Source organism: Ruminococcus sp. XPD3002, from assembly GCA_900119535.1.
Taxonomy (GTDB): domain Bacteria; phylum Bacillota; class Clostridia; order Oscillospirales; family Ruminococcaceae; genus Ruminococcus; species Ruminococcus flavefaciens_H.
Map to the genome: position 1 here is coordinate 112,139 of FPJT01000003.1, position 18,942 is coordinate 131,080.

The window sequence follows — 18,942 nt, forward strand, 5'->3', positions numbered from 1 at the left end:
GAGGGAACGCCCTGCAAGAGAGGGCGTTCCCTTATAAATCTGTGCTTTTTTGACAAGCTGAGTACCCTCATCCGTGGATGAGGGTACTGCCGTTATGGAAATTGATGTATGGAAGATTACTTGCGTTCTTTTATCATCGACTTGCTGCAAAGGTAAGTTACGATGAAGTATCCGCCGTAGATAACGAGGATTATTATTGCTGTTGCAACAAGCGAGCTGATCGAATTACTGATGCCTGCCGCTCTGAGGAGATTCTGTGCGAACTGTATACCGAATACAGAGTGGATAACTGCAAGAACCATAGGGATAAGGAAGAATATTCCTGTCTGTGCGAAAAGTGAACGTGATATCTCCTTTTCGTCAGCACCAAGCTTGCGGATCATGTCATATCTGCCAATGCTGTCGATAGTTTCTGAAAGCTCCTTAAGTGCGAGAACTGCTGCACTTGAAATGAGGAATACTATACCGAGATAGAGCCCGAGGAATGTAGCCATTGCACCGAGTCCGATGGAAGAATCAGATATCATCAGGTGTGTATCGAGTCCAACATAAAGCCCTTTATCGTTTCCTACGAACTGCTCGTAGTTTCCCTGTATCTTTGAATTATACTCATTGATGAGGGCTTCATCTGTTCTGCGGATAGTCTCCTTGTCGCCTTCGGGATAATTTCCGAGAAGGTATGATCTTGTTTCTGTAAAACCTTCTGCAACACTGTCAGGTACTACAATGAGTCCTACATTCATGTGCTGTGCACTGATAATGAGATAACCTTCCTGTACATTCTTGTACTTTGGTGAAAGTTCGTGACCGTTAACCGTTATCTTTATGCCTGTTGAAAGAGCAGCATTACGCATCTCGTCAACTGTAGGCATATCGCATACGATGATATACTGATCCTCGTCAAGAGTGAAAGTAGGGTTGCCTAAGAATTCTGCTGCCTTGTTGTATTCGCTGAGGCTTATAACTTCCTCCTGCATATCCATTAATGCAGTTATGAGAATAGAATCGTTGGTGTCTGCCACCTCGCCCATTGTATCTCTGATACTGATGTTGCTTAAGCCGTTTGAAGACACTGTTACATATTCGTCGAAGTATTTAACAGGATCAAATCCGAATTCTCTGAATCTCTCAACTACATCAAAATCTTTTTTCGCATCAATATTGTCTCCGAAAAATTCAGCGTCTGCGTTGCAGAGAGTCTTAAGGGATTCGTTCATTGAAGTACGGATAGAGAATGCTGTTGAAAGAGTGCCTATAGTTACGAAGAGCATAAGGCAGATAAGTGTCATAGAAACTACCATTGTGTTTATCTTGCTGCTTATCTGACGGAATGTGAAGCTGTTGAGTGACTTGAAGTAAAGCTTCTTGGCTGACATAACAAGACGGAGGATGAGTCCTGAAACAGACCAGAAGATAAGGAGTGTTGCTACTGCACCTGCAATGATGCAGATTATCATAAGATTCATTGATTTTGCGAAAATTGTTTCAGAGTTAACTGTCAGATATGCCCAGATGAGAAGTGCTGTTGCTACGATGAATACGAATGTGCAGAGCCACGGGTTCTTCATCTTTATCTTTTCTGAGCGTCTGCCCGACTGGATAAGGTTGATAAGCTTGCACTTGCTTATCACGATGCTGTTGAATACCATTACAACTGCATACATGATGCTGAAGAAAATGATAGTCTTGATGATAGCTTCGCCTGATATTGTAAAGCGGTAAGCTGTCATATCTGCGTCAAAGAGGTTTACTACAAGGGCACTCATAACCTGAGAGAGTCCCGTACCGATGAGAAGTCCGCAAACAAGTGAAGCTATTCCGATTATCATGGTCTCGATAAGAAGTATAGCGGATATCTTTGCCTTGCCCATACCCAATAGCATGTAAAGTGCGAACTCGTTGTTCCTTCGCTTCATCAGGAAGCGGCTTGCATACACTATAAGAAGTCCGAGGATGAATGATACGAATATGCTCATTCCCGAAAGAAGAGTCTTGAGTATGTCGATTATCTCTCTTGTGCTCTCAGATACTTTAAGGAATGCTGTCTGAGTACCGATAGCGTTGAATACATAGAAAATTGCTACGCCGATTATAAGTGTGAAGAAATAGATAGTATAGTCACGAAGACTTTTGCGTATATTGCTGAGTGATATCTTAAAGAGCATCGCTAACGTCACCTCCGAGAAGTGTTACAACATCGATTATCTTGTCAAAGAACTCCTTGCGGGAGCTGTTTCCGCGGCTTATCTCATTGAAGAGCTTGCCGTCCTTGATGAATATTACTCTTGAAGCATAGCTTGCAGAGAATGAATCATGAGTTACCATCATTATTGTGGTATCATGCTCCTGATTGAGGTAGTTGAAGCGCTCCAGAAGCATCTTTGATGACTTTGAGTCAAGCGCTCCTGTAGGCTCATCTGCAAGAACTATCTTCGGTGAAGTAACTATAGCTCTTGCTGATGCAACTCTCTGCTTCTGTCCGCCTGACATCTGATAAGGGTACTTCTTAAGTACATCTGTGATACCAAGCTGCTCGGCAACTGTTGTTACAGCAGTTTCTATCTTCTTTGCAGGTGTCTTCTGTATCGAAAGTGAAAGTGCTATGTTCTCGTAAGCCGTGAGAGTATCAAGAAGGTTGAAATCCTGGAAGATGAATCCCAGCTTGTCGCGGCGGAACTTGTTCAGCTCCTTGCCTTTGAGCTTTGTGATGTCGGTGTCTTCAAGATAGATGTGACCTGCTGTTACACGGTCGATAGTTGATATGCAGTTCAGGAGAGTTGTCTTTCCGCTTCCCGAAGCGCCCATTATTGCAACGAATTCGCCCTTGTTTACTGTGAATGATACGTCGTCCAGTGCTTTTGTAAGGCTTGATTTGTTTCCGTAGTATTTCTCGATATTTTCTATTTTAAGCAGTTCCATAATTATTCTCCTTATTCAGCTGTTATTGTTTTTACTGTGTGCTTCTTTACGATGATGTTTATGATGTTTGAGATGAGCATGCATGAATACAGTCCGATAGCTCCCATTGTAGTGAGCTTGACAGGAGTGAAGATATCAAGGAGTATCAGTAAGCAGAAGATGACTTCTGTGAAAGCGTAATGCATTTCGTATAACTTGTATCCTATGCTGTTCTCATTTACAATAAACTTTTTCATGATATTTGATTCCTTTCGGTCGTTGATTTTTTACGGTCTCTGTACCGTTTCCTTGATTATATTATATCTCCCGAAAAGAAAAAAGTCCTTCGTTCAACCTTACAGAACATTACAATTCTGTAAGGTCAAGAAAGGAATTGTTTCCGAATATTATTCTGAACTCTGTGAACTCGCCCTGTACCGACTCCGCCTCGACACGGTGTCCAAGACGCTGACACAGGTTATGTACTATATATAGTCCCATACCCGTGGACTTATTGTGAGTTCTGCCGTTCTCTCCAGTAAAGGACTTGCCGAATATGTACGGCATATCACTTTCGGGGATACCTATGCCGTTATCCCTGAACTTCAATACGACTGAATCCGCTGTTTTTTCTGCGGATATGTCTATCTCGGGTTCACGGTCGGGAGAGCGGTACTTCATACTGTTCGCCATAAACTGACTTATTATGTATTCAAGCCACTTGCTGTCCGTTCTTACGGTGAAATCGAGTTCCGATATATTCAGCTGTACAGAATTGAGAAGGAGGTCCTCCTTGTTCTTGATCGCTGCCGCCGAAACTATGCGTTTCAGCTGGACTTCCTTTATTATATAGTCCTTTTCGGCGTTTTCGGAACGTGCATAGTACAGCACCTGATCTGTGTATCCGTCTATCCTGCGGAGCTGAGTGTGCATTTTTTCGCTTATCTCACTCTTGTTATTATGTGCCATGAGAAGAAGACTCGCAATGGGGAGCTTTATCTCGTGTACCCACAGCTCTATGAACTCCCTGAAATCCTCTGCGGAACGCCGGTATTCCGCAACGTTCTCACACATGGACTTGTTCGACTCGGAAAGTGCTTCGTATAGTTCCGAACCTTCGTAGAAGTCGGGACAGCTTATCATCTCGGAAAGCAGGTACTTCTTATCCAGCTTTTCGAGACTGTTTTCAAGTGTATCGTAGAAAGGCTTTCTCTTAAGGTAATCTATTATCAGAGTTACAGCCTCCGCCGCTGCCGCAACTATCATTACTGCAATGATAAGTCCATATGACACCCTGTAGGAGTACATGAACAGTATGATGATAAGAACTGCAGCCGCTCTGATGAACATTGCAGGAAGGCGGTCCCGTATGAATCTGCCTGTATTCATGTCAGTATGTACCCCTGCTTCTTTCTGGTCTCGATAGCATCCTCGCATCCCATGTCAGTAAGCTTTGAACGGAGTCTGCTGATGTTTACCGTAAGGGCATTGTCGTTTACAAACTCGTCATTGTCCCAGAGTGCAGTCATAAGGTCGTCACGGTTGACTATCTGTCCCATATTATCCAGCATAAGGCGGAATATTATCATTTCATTTTTTGTGAGTACGCACTCCTTGCCATTTCCTATGAGACTGCCCTTTGCATCGTTTACTTCAAGCCCCCTGTAGGTCTGAGTCTGAACATTCTTTACAGAGCGTTTCAGTATCGCCGATATCCTGAGAAGGAGTATCGTTGGATTATAGGGCTTTGTTATGTAGTCGTCCGCACCGAAGCTCATGGACAGCACCTCGTCCGTCTCGGAAGTGCGGCTCGTTACCATTATTACGGGAGTATCGGTCTTCTGACGTATGGTCCTGAGTACCTCCTCGCCATTTATATAAGGTATGTTTATATCAAGAAGTATGAGATCGGGATCAGATGCGAGTATAGTCTCGGCAGTTCTGCTGAAATCTGTTACACAGTCTGTCTCATAGCCTGAATTCTGTAAAAGCTCCGTCAACTCTGCTCTGATGGAAGGATCGTCCTCTACTATAAATATCTTGCTCATGCTTACCTGCCTTTCAGACTTTTTTCAGTTCAGCCATTGCCGCAAAGTGACGGATAGTGAACTCCTCGGGAGCTATATCTTCAAGAAGCGCCATGTGTTCCTTCTCCCATGCCATGACCTCTTCCGCTGAAAGTGAAGCACCGATACCGCGGCAGGCTTTCATTCTTCCGTTCCAGCTTTCACGTGTAAAGGGCACGTCAAGACGGTACTCGATATGCCTTGCAAGCTCGAAGCCGTTTTCAATGTACTCCTCGGGGATGAACAGCGGGTGGAAGGTCTCTCCTCCCCCTGACCATGTGGGATTGTATTTCAGAACAAGCTTTTCACTTGCATCAGCAACAGCATCCTCTCCCGGAAGCCACGCCATATAAAGTATAAGAAAGCTTCCGTTCTTCTTTATTATCCTGTGAAGCATGGGAGCTGTGGTCTTGTGGTCGAAGTACCAGTAGCACTGACATGCTGTTACAGTATCAAATGTATCATCGGGGAAAGTGAGCTTCTCCGTTGGACATGCAGTGTACTCGATACCGCTGCCCTGTGAAAGCAGCTTTGCCTGTTCTATCTGCTCGGGAGATATGTCCGCACCTATCCATTGTGCGCCGTAACGCACCATATTTCTCGGGATAACGCCTGTACCTGTACCCAGGTCCAGCACCTTCTGACCGCTTCCGCAGAGTCCCCATTCAAGTATCCTGTCATAGAATTCCTGCGGATAGATATCGCGGTATTTTGCATAATCTGAGGAAGTGCGTCCCCAGTCGAACGCCTTTCCGCTGTCTATATTCTTATCTGTTATTTCCATTATTTTTCCTTTCACTTTTTAAGTCTGTAACCGATGCCCCATACAGTCTCTATATAGTCCTCATCGGGATTACATTCCTTCAGTTTCTTTCTGAGTTTGCTTATATGTACGTTCAGTGCATTGTCATCGGCAGAAGACTCATAGTCCCACACACGGTCATAAATACTTGTCTTTGTGCAGGTACGTCCGATGTTCTCCATGAGAATCGCAAGAAGGTCGAATTCAAGGCGTGACAGGTCGCACTGCTTACCGTGACAGATAACCGAGTAGTCATCCTTGTCAATGGTTATGTCCTTGTAGGTGAGCTTGCTTTCGCCGCCTTGTGATGTGTTGTTCCTGAGTCTTACGCTGATGCGTGCAAGAAGCTCCTCGTTGTGGAACGGCTTTGTGATGTAGTCATCCGCACCAAGAGCGAACATATCCACTTTTTTCCGTACATCGTGTACGGCACTTGTAACGATAACGGGTACCGGATTTTTTTCTTTGAGGCTTTTTATTATCTCGTCCCCGTTTTTTCCCGGAAGCATTATATCAAGGAGAATAAGGTCGATATCCTTTCCGTGAACAAGAAGTCCCTCCGTACCGGAATAGGCGCTTACAGTCTCGTAGCCGTTCTGTGTAAGCAAGAGTCTGAGCATATCGTTAATGTCCTGATCGTCCTCGATTATCAGTATTTTCTTCGCCATATACGACCTCCTGAAGCAGTCTGATTGAAATTATATGTGTAATTTCATCCTTATTATCAAATTATAACATATTATGCTAAAATAATCAAGTATTTATTGTCCTGAACGATCTCATCTCCTTCTGATTTCTGCTCTCTGACTTCCCTATCACCGTTCTCTGACAGCTGAGAAACAAATTGACGAAACAGCTGAAATATGGTATAATCATTTCAGAGAGGATGTGATATTATGCTGAGACGTTTTACTGCGGCAGTTCTTGGTGTTTTGCTTGTATTGCCGTCATTCGCTTCTGCAGCGACTACGCTGACTTCCCGTGCAGCTGAAGCTGAGGTCACAGAGGAAGATCCTGCCGGTACAGTGGAGATACTGTACGATTCTGTTCCGCGGTACTACGAGAAGTACTGCACCGAGGAGTCCGCCGCTGTTTTATCAGGTGTGCTGAAAAAATACACCAAAGAGGATGCACTCCAACTCGAAGGCGATCAGAAAGTACACTTCTGCGATGAACTGTCCACCGCTTTAGCTCAGCTTAAGTACAAAAAGGCAGAAGTTCCGCAGGTCTACATAACTACCGATGACAATATCGGCAACGAACTGATAAAGGAAACAGGCTACATCCCCGCTTATATTGCTGTTACCGATACGGACGGCTCGACCGTCAGCGAAAGCGGCATAATCAAGGTCAGAGGCAACTCCACGGCACTTGTATCCAAGAAGTCATTTGCATTCAAATTCGACTCGAAACAGAACCTTCTCGGTATGGGCAAGGGAAAAAAGTGGAATCTCCTTGCGGACTGTCTTGATCCTACATTCATGCGTAACTACGTGGCTTTTGAACTGGGCAAGGAGCTTGATATCCCTTACACCTCCGAGCACAGATTCACGGAAGTGTGGGTGGACGGCGTTTTCAAGGGATGCTACGAACTCACCGAACCCGTAAGCGAAGGAAAGAACCGTGTCGATATCGACGTTGAAAGCAACAACGGTATGAACGAATTCCTTATACAGTATGAGTATTCCAGAGCCAATCCCGGAGATGTGTATTTTACCGCCGAGGATATGCGTTTCAGAATAAAGGATCCAGATGTACAGTCCGAAGAACAGCGACTGTATATCAAGTACAAGACAACTGATATCGTAAAAATTGTTGAGTCGCTGGACTACGATGAGATATGCAAGGTGATAGATACTCACTCCTTTGCGGCTTATTACCTGATGAACGAGTACTACAAGCCCGTTGACGTGGGATTCAGTTCAGTCTTTTTCTACTATAAGAACGGCAAGCTTTATGCAGGTCCACCCTGGGACTACGACCTTGCCGCAGGCAATCTCAACGAAAAGGAATCCGAGAATTCACGTCTCTGTCTTGACACTACAGGACTTTTTGCAGCAAATTATATATTCTTCAAGTACCTCTGCCAATGCGACGAGTTCATAGATGAGGTAAGACATATCTACAGAGAGCACTACGACTTCTTCGAGAACATATACAAGGAGGACGGTCTTCTCTATACGGTAAGCTCTCAGTACTACGATATCTTTCAGCGAAACTATTCGGATACGGACTGGGATATGGGCTGGCAGTATCTTAACCTCATGCATCCGCCCTTCAAGACCTACGAGGAGAATTATGAATACCTCCGCGGCTGGTACAGGGACAGGAACGAATGGCTCTCAGACTATTTCCGCATTTTCGCCCTTGACGATCTCCTTGCAGGCGATCTGGACGAGAACGGCGAAGTCAACATAGCAGATGCGGTTATTTTGAGCAAATACCTCCTTACAGAGAAGAAGCTTACTCAGACTCAGTACAGCACCGCCGACATCAACAGCGACGGAAATGTAAACACCTATGATATGGTACTGATGAGAAAGCTCGTTTCACAGAACAAGTAAAACGGAAAACAGCCGCACTGTAACAGTACGGCTGTTTCTGATTTGTCCCTTACAACAAATTTTATTTTCATATACGGCTTTGTGCAGATGCCGTATATAAGCAAAATGAAATGAAGAAAAGAGCTGTTAAATATATTTTATTATATAATTGTGAATTAATCAAGACGCTTATTGCTAATCGTATGAAATACTTTCCAAAAATTGCGGATAAGTTACCGGCAAACCATTTTTATTTGGTTAAAATAAAAAAATATATTTTTTTTCAAAAAAGATGTTGACAAACCCCTTGTTACATGATATACTAATTATAGTTCATTATGTTTTTCATTTTTTAATATCCGCTTCCCATCTTTTTTCGGGAAGCGGTTTTCTTTTTATCCTGTTGTGATCCGTCCCTTGATAGTCAGTATGCTCGTTCCCGGCTTTACTGTCCACGCTCCTGTAACGTCATCCTGTGTGAACTCCGCTTCCGGTACTGTTATCTGTCCCTCGACTGATGTGAACTCACCTGTCCTCAGGTCGTAGTTATAGTTCACGCCCTGAATCCATGCCCTGTCATTGAATACTACCTCCGAAGGTACTATGATTGGATCAAACACATCCCTGAATATAACTGTATCATCTGCCGTTGCAGGAAGACTGCCGTAATTCTGTATCACAAAGGTATAGGTCAGCTGTCCGTTTTCCTGTACAGCAGACGGAGTCAGTGACTTGCTGATAGTAAGGTCCGCAGTATCAAGGGCAGAGATAACAGCTGTTGCGATTATCGGTGTTCCTACTCCGGGACCTGTGATAGCTGCGGTGTTGGTAATTATCGCTCCGCTGCCCATTGGTGCGAAGCTGTTCGCCTTAGCAGAGTAGATTATAACGGCATTGCCCTCGGCAGGTACGTCTATACCGCTTATCACCAGCGGAGATGTGCTCGTCACCATTGGTGCAGGCTGCTGAACTCCGTTGATATAATAGTTCACGGAACCTGCTGTATAGGTCAGCGGTACAAGCGGTATCTCCTCCTCACCGAAGGTGTATTCGCCAAGGTCATCGGTGATAGTGAGTCCTGTATAGTCCTCATTTCCCGAATTTACTGCTGTTATAACGAATACCGTTTCGTTTTCGGGCGAGTAGGTGTCCACTACCGCATTCTTCGATGCAGAAAGCACCTCTACTATCTCGCCTGTTATCATATTTGAAGCAGTTACATTGCCGTTATAGGACAATGTTGCCTGATTGTAGAAAATTGCCATGTTTATTCCTCCTTACGGGAGTTTCGCCTCCCATGTCATTATATTCAGCCTATCCCCTTTCGGAGCCTGTACTTCTCGGCATTTTTACTAATGCAGATGCTTCCCATTTGTTTCAGATAATAAAAATTACCAAATACTGCACAGATTTATGTTAATATCAGTTTACAGCTATTGACATTTCTCCTTGTTTTAGTTATAATTATAGTGCAAATTATACTATTTTGCAGAAAGGTGTTGAATATCATGGGAAAGTTTTCTATCAAAGCAACTAAAACAGGTTTCACTTATTCTCTTATCGCCAGAAACGGTCAGGTGATCGCTGTAGGCGGTGAAGTCTACAACAGTATCGCAAGCATCAAAAAAGGCATCGAAAGCGTTGCTAAAAATGCTCCGATCGCAAAGATCGAGGATCAGACTATCGAAGGCTTCGAGAAGCAGAGTAATCCGAAGTTCGAGATCTTTAAGGACAAATCGGGAGAATTCCGCTTCCGTCTTAAGGCTAAGAACGGCGAGATAATCGCTGCCAGCGAAGGCTATGTACGCAAGTACAGCTGCAAGAAAGGCATCGAAAGTGTACGCACCAATGCTGTGGACGCTCCCGTGATACAGCCCGAAGAAAAATAAGAAATAAGCCATAGTGTTACTCAAAGTTACACTATGGCTTTTTTAGTTCAGATAAGGTCAAAGGAGATGTATAAATGAATTACCTGTTGTTCGTTCTGTATGCATCCCACTTCTGTATCTCGAGGGCATCAAGAGGAGTAACTCCGTCGCCATCGCCGACGATATCAGCGTTGAAAATTTCCTGAGCTGTCATTGGATACTTTTCTGCATTTGCGATATACTGAAGAATAGTCAGCGCGTCAGCAAGCCCAACACTATTATCACTGTTTGCATCGCCTTTTAGAGCATCGATCTTGCTGAATACTGTAGTTGTACCTTTGCCTGCATCTTTCCATTCATCAGCAGTTGCAGTCATTTTTGCGCTGAATGCATACTCGTATCCGCTTTCTGCAAGTTTCTTAACACCGTTGTAAGCTGTTTCTGACTTTGTCATGGATGACAGCGCCGGTCTGAGCGTGAAGCAATGCGTCATATCACCGAATGTTTCGGGATACTCGCTGACAGTCAGATTCAGTTCGGGGAACTCTGCAATGAATGCTTCATCGTCTATATCTCCGCCAACGAAAAGCTGATCGGCATATGTATAACCCATATCACTTGTATACAGTCTGAAATCAAATACGTTCTGGATAGCGCAGACTTCCTCATAAGAAGCAAGCTCCAAAATTACATCATCAGAACCAGTTTTATTAATAAGGAGATATGTATCTCCACGGCTTTCGAGACTTCCGCTTTCGCCAAGCTTTTCATTTATTTCATCTACAGGAAGCTCTTTTCCTTCTTCTGTTATTACTTCGTAATGGGAAGATGAACTCTGAACTGCGTGAAACACACCGTCGGGGGTAATAAAGTAAGTTACATTCTGACCGCTGCCTGCAAAAGTAGTATTAATCACTACAGCGCCGCTGTACTCGGCAGTAATGAATTCGTTTACATCTGCGTAAACCTTTACTGCATCAGTATTTACGTCGGAAAGTTTTACAGCGTCAGCAGGAGAAATGCTCATAAATACAGGCAGTCCCGTATTATCCTTGACTGATGCAGCTATTTCTGCGGCAGCTTTTATTCTTGTGTTAATTGGTACGCTTTCGTAAAATACAACAGTGAAACCGTCCGCATAAGCAGTTTGATAAATGCTGTCAACACCTGTCATATCGATATCGGTCATCATATGACCGATCTTGTTTTCCTCAAGGTATTTTTCAGCAAATTCCTTCGCCGAACCTTTGAATGAGAATTCAGGAACAGTGTCTATCTCACGGTAATAGATATTTTCGTTCTCTTCAAAGAAAACCCTGAACTTTTTGCCGTCATTACGCATATAGGTGATATGCTCCCGAGGAATATAATTATTGAAGAGACCGTAATCATCGACCTGATCGTAATCTGCGGTTGCTATGCTTTCGGCTATCTCGTTCTGTACCAGTACCGCAATGGCATCTGCGTTAAACGGTACTGACAATGCTGCCTGACCGATAAAAGCTGTACCCATTACAGCAGTCGTAATTATTGATAATATCTTCTTTTTCATAGTAAGACCTCCTTGAATGTAATGTTTACAGATCTTGAATGAGGGTTTCGTATCCATTGTCATTACCTCCTTTTTGAAAGCATTTATCTGCTTCTATAACTTAGTCTTTTCAGAATGAAAAAAGTCTCACCTTTTTCAGAAATTTTTTTAGTTTTCTATTACGTAGCTGAATAATTCCTCGGCTCTTGATGAGAGCGTACGAAGATAATAATTATTTCCGTTTAATTCAAGATCGATCTCGCCGTTCTGATAGATATTGAATATGATATCTCCCATGAAATCATGTCCGTTGCTTGCGAAAAGCTGGATGTATGCGTTTTTCCTCGAAAGCTTTGTTTTTATACTGAGGTTCGGATCGTTGAATAGTATCTCGTTTATGCGGTCTGAATCGACCTTGTGCTGCGAAAACGGAGTGTTGAAAAAGTTCGCCGTTTCATCAAAAGTAAGGTCATTGAGGTCAAGTTTTTCAAACAGATCCTCTACCGAAGCAGGTCTGAATTCATTATTGCAATAGAAATGATATCTGCCGTTATCGTCACATGCCGCCACTGCATATTCGGGACTTATTCCGCTTATCGAATAAACATCATAGCTGCCCTCTGTTACCTTTCCTGTGAAATTGTGGGTGTAAGAAAGGAACGCACTGCCGATCAGCTCACCTATCTCGGATGCATCGACCTCCGCATCTCTGTTCTTATAGACCACATCGCTGTCTTCCATGCGAAGCTGATAATAATAGTCCCAGTTGAAGGATTCATCCTCTGTGTATTCATAGAGGAAAAGACCGTCACAGTCTTCAAATTCAACAACGACAAGATCCTCGGGCATACCCTCATGTGTACCGTTATACCTGTAATATTTTACCATTGTGAAATAGTGTTTTCCGTTTGGAGTTCTTGTCTGTGATCCGTCTGTTATATAATCTCCCTTTACGCTTTCGGAGACGTTTTCCGCATACCACGACAATTTTCTTCCCTTGAACAGATCTATTTCGCCGAAATACTCACGCACAACTTCATTTGTTATCTCATCGGTCTCCCGATTTATAACTTCCACGTTCGGAGGGGGAACTGTACTTGTCACAGGCGGAACGAATGCAGTTACAGGCTGCGTCATAACATGGGCAATTGCAGTAGTTTGTCTTGCCGTCGTTACAGCGTGTGCAGCAGTAGTTGTCTGTTTTGCCGATGTTGCAGGCTGAACGGGACGTGTTGCAGTCCCTGCGCTTGTTGCAGTCGGGATATTTGCCGGAGCTGCACCTGTTGCAGTTGTACGCACAACAGCAGTTGACCTTTCTGCCGCTTCTGTCCTCTGCGGTGAAGGCGATGCTGTCTGTTGCGGATGTCCTGCTTCTTTAGTGCCTGATGACCGGACCGCCGCTGTAGTTCTTGCTTCGCCGACTGCGGTGGTCTTTGCCTCTGTTTTTCTTGTTCTGACTGTAGTTGTTGTCTTTTCTTCGGTGATATCTTTTGTCACAGCTGATACTGCTTCGGAAGTTACCGCAGTTGTCTCGGTATTCTCGACTACTGTATCGGGATAGTTGTTATCCATTGAATTCCTGAGTGTGTCCCCCGAAACGAACCACACTCCAAGCAGTACAGCAGCACCTGCGCCCGACGATACCGCCGCACGTTTTATTATTGCGCTCCTGCGTTTCTTTTCAGCAAGGCGCTCTTCATATTTTCTGAAAATGCTGTCTATTCTCTCGTCATAATTCTTCATACTCGAATCCCCTTTCTTCAAGAATTTTTTTCAGAGCCTGTTTAGCTCTGTAAACAAGGTTTTTGACCTGTTTTTCAGATCGTTTCATTATACCTGCCGTTTCGTTATAGCTGAATCCTTCAAAATAAACAAGATACAATACCTGACTGTAATCGGGATTGAGCACCGATATCGCCTGATGAAGCTGTATTTTCTGCTCGTCCCTGATATAGCTTTTTTCCAGGTCCTGTTCATCGGAAAGATCATACATATCGTCGGAAGGAAGGTCAGAGAAACGTGAGTAGTGCTTCAGCTGATCGAGCGCTGTATGCCTTGCAATAGCATACAGCCACGTTTTGAAGGAGCTTTTCCCTGAATACTTAGGCTTTTTCAGCGCTATCTCAACGAAAACTTCTTCCATTATTTCTTCTGCGATACATATATTCTGTACGATGCTGTTTATGTAAAGGATCATTCCGTCACTGTATTCACGGACTATGTCTCCAAGTCCGTTTTTATCTCCCGAGATGAAACGGCGGTAGCTACTTGCACCGTTATCCATAAGAGTTCTCCTTTGCAGGGAAAAATTATTTAGTCCGAACATCCGATCACTGCAATGACCGCGAACAGCAGATCGCTGTTTTTCTGTTCTTCATTTATTAGTCTTTTTAAAACGGAAAAAGTCTCACCTTTTTTCAAAAAAATTTTTTCAGCTGTAAAATTTCAGCCTGACAGAGCTCCCAGCCGCAGATAATTATCTGCAGCATCTGAATGAGTGCCCTGTCAGGCTTATTAAACGGATAAAATAGTCGTTGCACAAGGCTGAGGATCATTCTATCGGACTTATTTCTATCTGTGCGTGACCTGTTTCGTCCTCGTATACCTGCACAGTATATCTGTAATCCGAATCGCCGTCCCTTATAGTGAACTCGGATGTTCCGTACTTCTGTGCCTGAACTCTTAACATGCTGTCCTCTCCTGTACTCTCTATGGCAACTGTTGCCGCTGTTCCCTCATCCTGTATAACAACTGCTGAATCGGTAAGGATTCTGTCATCAGGAAGGAAAACCGTACCGTTAACATCGACCTGCGGCTTTATAAATGCAAATACCGCAACTGTTATCACAGGTATAAGGAATCCGATCACCCTCTTTACTGCGTCGGGACAGAACGCAAGTACGTAAAGAACTATCTGCAATATGCAGAAAAGAGTTGTTACAAGAAGCCTCGGAAAATTCTGCATACAGCTCATTCCGCTCTGATATGCTGTAACTCCCATAAACATCAGTACGGGAGCAATTATCAGCAGACTGAGCCAGTTCTTTTTCTTTATGTACCAGCCGATGAACGCCATCGGGAAAGTCGCAAGCGTTGCAATGAACCAGTATTTGTAATACCCGAAAAGTCCGAAGCCCATGTCGGAAAAAGGCACCTGTATCAGGTATATCAGCGGCTGGCTCACAAGAAAGAAAACAAAGGTCTTCACAGCGGATTCAAACGGCTTTTTGCAGTTGGACATTATAAATATCGCAAGAAAGAACCACGCCTCAAGATATACTCCCATTCTTTCAAATGATGAGTTCCTGAATACCGGTACTATAAGGAATATCGCTGTCAGTACCGCCGAACCAACTGCAAGGAGCAATACCTTCTTCCAGCTCATATCTATCCCGCCGAACAGCTTGTTTATCAGTCCCTTTTCTGCGCTTTTATTTTCATTCTCCATTGTATCATTTCTCCATATAAATGAGCATCTTATTGCTCCACCAATTAACTCTTGAAGAAATATTGCGACGGACTGGCAGAGAAAGGCAAGGAAGAAAGCCGCAGGAATGCTGTCGCATTTCAAGACTTTCTGACGCAGTATTTCGCTGTCAGGACAAGCAAGAAAATTCAGGAGTTAGTTGGGGGAGCAATATTATTGTTTGCTCAACAATTATAACATTTTAGCTCCGTTATGTCAATAAATATCCACTATTTCATGGGAGTGAAGCGCTCCCGATCTGTGCGAATATCAAAGGCAGGTACCTCTCGCGGAAGTATCTGCCTTTTTTAATACTTATATGACGCAGATGCAGTTATCAGTCATGCCATTCCTCTATGAGACCGCTTTTCTTCCATGTCTCATACTCGGGACAGACGTATCTGCGCTTTCCGATAGTGCGGTTTCCGATGTCGATCGCCTCGGAAGGACATCTGTTGATGCACGAGAAGCAATTGATGCAGTAATCCCTGAAATGCGGTACTCCTGCCGATGAAAGCTTGATGTTGTTCACGGGACAGACCTTCTCGCACTTTCCGCAGGATGTACACTGTCCACTGACGATGAACTTCTTGTCATTGACCGCAAATCTGTTGAACAGTGCATTAACTGCACCCGAAGCAATTGCTGCAAAAGGAGTGCAATCGGTTTTGGTGATAACAAGTTCCTGGAAGATCCTGCTTGAAAGCTCGTTCATGACAGGAAGCGAAGCCTCTATCAGCTCGTCAGCCTGTGAGGAAGTGGGGAGTTTTCCTCCTGTTATGTAGTTATTTGGCATAGGTATGCCGCAGAAGCCCATATACTCCATTCCGATCTCTGCTGTAATACGGCTTAGTTCCTTGTCGCAGTCTCCCGTCTGGGACTGCATAGTGCCTATGAAATAAAGCTTGCTGCTTCCGCTGAACTTTGCCCTTTTAATGAGACGAACGATTATCCTCGGGAATCCCCATGCGTGGATAGGCGCACATACTACGAAAGCCTTGTCCGAACTGAATTCAAGGGGACGCTTATATTTTAATATATCATTAAGAGAGACCAACTCGTCTTCAATATGATCAGCCAGGTATTCTGCTGCAAATTTAGTATTTCCTGTGCCTGTGAAATATAAGATCATACTACCAACCTCCAAATATTGTATACCTTATTATAACACATATTACCATTATCTTTACATCGTAATTATAACAAAAGTTTTTCTTGATTTTTTGTGCAAACTGTAGTATAATGTATCTTAGTGTAATAAACATAAAGTTAATTTAAACAGGAGTGATTCTTAATGGAAAAGATAAATATCGGTTTTATCGGTGCAGGAAATATGGGTTCCGCTATCATGAAGGGCATCGCAGGAAGCGAGCTTAAGGACAGTATTTCCCTGTATACCTACGATCCCGACTCCGCAAAGGCTGACAGCCTCAAAGAGTTCGGCGTTTCTTCATGCGAAAGCGAAGCTGCTCTTGCAAGTGTCTGCAAGTATATATTCTTCGCTGTAAAGCCTCAGATAATCGACAAGGTCATCGAAGCTGCCGCTCCTTCTGTCACTGCCGACAAGGTTCTCGTATCTATCGCAGCAGGCATTACGGACGAATTTATCGCTTCAAAGACTATCCCCGATGCTAAAGTCATACTCGTTATGCCTAATACTCCCCTTCTTCTCGGTGAAGGTGCATCTGCCCTTTCAAGAAACGAAAAGGTCACAGATGAGGAGTTCGAGGTAATACTCAACGTATTCAGAAAGTGCGGAAAGGCTGCTGTTATCTCAAAGGACAAGATGAAGGAGATAATTGCGATCAACGGAAGCAGTCCAGCATTCATCTACCTCTTTGCGAAGGGATTCATAGACTATGCGGCATCTGTAGGTATCGATGCAAAGGCTGCCGAGGAGCTTTTCGCTCAGAGTCTTATCGGTTCGGCAAAAATGATAACCGATTCGGGTTACACTATCGATGAACTCATCAAAATGGTATCCTCTCCAGGAGGTACAACACTTGCAGGTCTTGACAGACTGTACGAGGGTTCACTGACCGATACCGTAAAGAAGTGCTGTGAGAGCTGCACAAACAGAGCTTACGAGCTTTCTAAATAAAACCGTCATAAAAACATTACTGTACGCATATTATTCCTTTGAAAGGACTGATAACAATGCGTACAAGCCATATACTTTTCTCATCAGACGAAAAAAAATGCTCTTTCCTGCTGACTGGATGTCTAATCGCAGGTATAATTGCAGGTTCGGTTTATTCATGCTGCTTTTCGGAGAATGGAAGTCCGGTAAAAGACCACTTGCTTCTTCCCTTTTTCAGCGGCAATGTTCCCGGGACAGTTTTTCTCAACACTTCCCTGTCACTGGCACTGCTCATCTCAGCCGTGTTTATAACGGGTACCTGTGCCCTTGCTCAGCCGCTAGGCATAGCTTTTACAGTGTATCTCGGAGCTGAGACAGGAATATCTGCCGCATCACGATTCATTTCACTGGGAAGCGGCTGTATATCGGAGCTTCTGATGTTTTTTCTGCCGAAAGCCGTTGTTATGACGGTTCTGTGCTGCATAGCCGTTCATGACCATTTTTCCATGTCAACAGGCATCCTTAGCTGTCTTGTTAACGGCAGTGATATCTCCTTCGGAATTAAAAGGTACGCTCTGCACTGGATACTTCTCATCGGCGCTTCAATACTGTTTTCGGCTTTGTATTCATTCGTTTTTTTCTTGCTGAATAATTAGTACCTGTTTCGCATTTACAGGTCGTTAAAATGAAAGGATAGATAAATTTGGGTTTGTTTTTTAAAGATTACGAGAGTTCGGGATCAGGAATAGCTAAAAATGCCCCTAAAAAGAAAGGTTTCGCCCTTTTCTGCGACATCTTCTTCCGAAAGTTCTGGAACATCATCGGACTGAATATGCTGTATTTCCTGTTCTTCATTCCTCTGGTGCTTGCTTTCGCTGTCATGAGCTTCATCAAGGACTCCACTATCGCTACTGCGCTAATTATACTTTGTCTTGCGGTTTTCGCAATATTCATCGGTCCCGCAACAGCAGGTCTGACCAAAGTGATGCGTAAATTCGTACTCGAAAAGCACAGCTTTATAACTCGTGATTTCTTCGACGGCTTCAAAGAGAACTTCAAAAAGGCATTGATAGTCGGTATACTCGATGTAATAGTTGCATTGTCTGCATTCGCTGCATATAACGTTTACCCGGGACTTGCTGTTCTGTACGATACAAAGGTCTTTTACGTCCCGATGGTTTTAACGCTGAGCCTCGCTCTTACCGTTGTTATTATGAACTTCTACATCTACCTTATGATGGTAGCTACCGACCTTTCCTTCAAGGAACTTATCAAGAACTCCTTCGCACTTACATTTGTGGGCATGAAGATAAATCTCGTTACATTTGTGATTTATGCGTTTATTCTCATCTCAATGCTTGCACTCCTTATCGGTTCACCTGTATTGTTCATGATACTGATGCCGTTCATACCTGCTGCGATTCTCTGGTTCGTGGTGTGCTTCAACAGCTACCCTGTTATCCAGAAGTACGTTATCAATCCATATTACACTAATATGGGTAAGATAAATCCGGAACTCCTTGACGATACAGATGATGAAGTCGAGCAGATATTCGAGGACATGGGCGGTAAGGAAAAGCCTATCGAAAAGCGTAAAAAAGGCAAGGGCAGACATATTTCCTGAGCCACATAAGTTAACATGCATTTAAGGGAAAACATTCTTCGGAGGGTTTTCCCTTTTTGTTTTC

At 43.7% G+C, this 18,942-nt stretch carries 18 protein-coding genes; 5 read left to right on the plus strand and 13 right to left on the minus strand.

The window, feature by feature from the left end:
• Positions 1–116 precede the first annotated feature (116 nt).
• The 7 genes from BT127_RS03525 to BT127_RS03555 all read right to left on the minus strand — a co-directional run bounded on the left by BT127_RS03525 (position 117) and on the right by BT127_RS03555 (position 6,434).
• The gene (locus BT127_RS03525) at positions 117–2,165 is read right to left on the minus strand and encodes an FtsX-like permease family protein (RefSeq protein WP_075423653.1); all 2,049 of its coding nucleotides are present in this window, start codon (positions 2,163–2,165) and stop codon (positions 117–119) included.
• Positions 2,155–2,919, minus strand: coding sequence for an ABC transporter ATP-binding protein (locus tag BT127_RS03530; protein WP_075423654.1), 765 nt, complete (start codon positions 2,917–2,919; stop codon positions 2,155–2,157). Before BT127_RS03530 ends, BT127_RS03525 begins: the two co-directional genes overlap by 11 nt.
• Before the next feature lie 11 nt (positions 2,920–2,930).
• Positions 2,931–3,155, minus strand: coding sequence for a hypothetical protein (locus BT127_RS03535; protein ID WP_075423655.1), 225 nt, complete (start codon positions 3,153–3,155; stop codon positions 2,931–2,933).
• Positions 3,156–3,264: 109 nt separating this feature from the next.
• On the minus strand, positions 3,265–4,287 hold the full coding sequence (locus BT127_RS03540) for a sensor histidine kinase (protein WP_075423656.1): 1,023 nt from the start codon (positions 4,285–4,287) through the stop codon (positions 3,265–3,267).
• A complete protein-coding gene (locus BT127_RS03545) occupies positions 4,284–4,946 on the minus strand; it encodes a response regulator transcription factor (RefSeq protein WP_075423657.1) in 663 nt (220 codons plus the stop codon). Before BT127_RS03545 ends, BT127_RS03540 begins: the two co-directional genes overlap by 4 nt.
• A 13-nt stretch (positions 4,947–4,959) precedes the next feature.
• The gene (locus tag BT127_RS03550; protein ID WP_075423658.1) at positions 4,960–5,748 is read right to left on the minus strand and encodes a class I SAM-dependent methyltransferase; all 789 of its coding nucleotides are present in this window, start codon (positions 5,746–5,748) and stop codon (positions 4,960–4,962) included.
• Between the two features lie 11 nt (positions 5,749–5,759).
• Entirely contained in the window at positions 5,760–6,434 is a 675-nt protein-coding gene (locus tag BT127_RS03555; protein WP_075423659.1) for a response regulator transcription factor, read from the minus strand.
• A 228-nt stretch (positions 6,435–6,662) separates the two neighbouring features.
• Between BT127_RS03555 and BT127_RS03560 the strand changes: the two genes are divergently transcribed.
• Complete coding sequence (locus tag BT127_RS03560; protein ID WP_075423660.1) at positions 6,663–8,330, plus strand: CotH kinase family protein; 1,668 nt, start codon at positions 6,663–6,665, stop codon at positions 8,328–8,330.
• 374 nt (positions 8,331–8,704) lie between these two features.
• Here BT127_RS03560 and BT127_RS03565 read toward each other — a convergent pair whose 3' ends face one another.
• Positions 8,705–9,574 carry a hypothetical protein gene (locus BT127_RS03565; protein ID WP_075423661.1) on the minus strand — a complete coding sequence of 290 codons (870 nt, stop codon included), beginning with the start codon at positions 9,572–9,574 and terminating at the stop codon, positions 8,705–8,707.
• Between the two features lie 243 nt (positions 9,575–9,817).
• Between BT127_RS03565 and BT127_RS03570 the strand changes: the two genes are divergently transcribed.
• The gene (locus BT127_RS03570; protein WP_075423662.1) at positions 9,818–10,198 is read left to right on the plus strand and encodes a YegP family protein; all 381 of its coding nucleotides are present in this window, start codon (positions 9,818–9,820) and stop codon (positions 10,196–10,198) included.
• 79 nt (positions 10,199–10,277) lie between these two features.
• Here the strand turns inward: BT127_RS03570 and BT127_RS03575 are convergent, their stop codons facing one another.
• The 5 genes from BT127_RS03575 to BT127_RS03595 form a co-directional block, all read right to left on the minus strand.
• Positions 10,278–11,729: a dockerin type I repeat-containing protein gene (locus BT127_RS03575; protein WP_139275391.1), complete on the minus strand. Its 1,452-nt coding sequence runs from the start codon at positions 11,727–11,729 to the stop codon at positions 10,278–10,280.
• 147 nt (positions 11,730–11,876) lie between these two features.
• Entirely contained in the window at positions 11,877–13,451 is a 1,575-nt protein-coding gene (locus BT127_RS03580; RefSeq protein ID WP_075423664.1) for a hypothetical protein, read from the minus strand.
• Complete coding sequence (locus tag BT127_RS03585) at positions 13,438–13,992, minus strand: RNA polymerase sigma factor (RefSeq protein WP_075423665.1); 555 nt, start codon at positions 13,990–13,992, stop codon at positions 13,438–13,440. The genes BT127_RS03580 and BT127_RS03585 overlap by 14 nt, the downstream gene beginning before the upstream one ends.
• A 267-nt stretch (positions 13,993–14,259) precedes the next feature.
• Complete coding sequence (locus tag BT127_RS03590) at positions 14,260–15,156, minus strand: hypothetical protein (protein ID WP_075423666.1); 897 nt, start codon at positions 15,154–15,156, stop codon at positions 14,260–14,262.
• A gap of 355 nt (positions 15,157–15,511) precedes the next feature.
• Positions 15,512–16,306, minus strand: coding sequence for an EFR1 family ferrodoxin (locus BT127_RS03595; protein WP_075423667.1), 795 nt, complete (start codon positions 16,304–16,306; stop codon positions 15,512–15,514).
• 162 nt (positions 16,307–16,468) lie between these two features.
• On the opposite strand from BT127_RS03595, the gene proC reads away from it, so the two are divergent.
• From proC to BT127_RS03610, 3 genes are read left to right on the plus strand one after another with little or no spacing between them, the layout of a single operon-like run.
• A complete protein-coding gene (proC, locus tag BT127_RS03600; protein ID WP_075423668.1) occupies positions 16,469–17,275 on the plus strand; it encodes a pyrroline-5-carboxylate reductase in 807 nt (268 codons plus the stop codon).
• 56 nt (positions 17,276–17,331) lie between these two features.
• Positions 17,332–17,910, plus strand: a complete 579-nt coding sequence (locus tag BT127_RS03605) for a hypothetical protein (RefSeq protein ID WP_075423669.1) — start codon at positions 17,332–17,334, stop codon at positions 17,908–17,910.
• 47 nt (positions 17,911–17,957) lie between these two features.
• Complete coding sequence (locus tag BT127_RS03610; RefSeq protein ID WP_075423670.1) at positions 17,958–18,878, plus strand: YesL family protein; 921 nt, start codon at positions 17,958–17,960, stop codon at positions 18,876–18,878.
• Positions 18,879–18,942 lie beyond the last annotated feature (64 nt).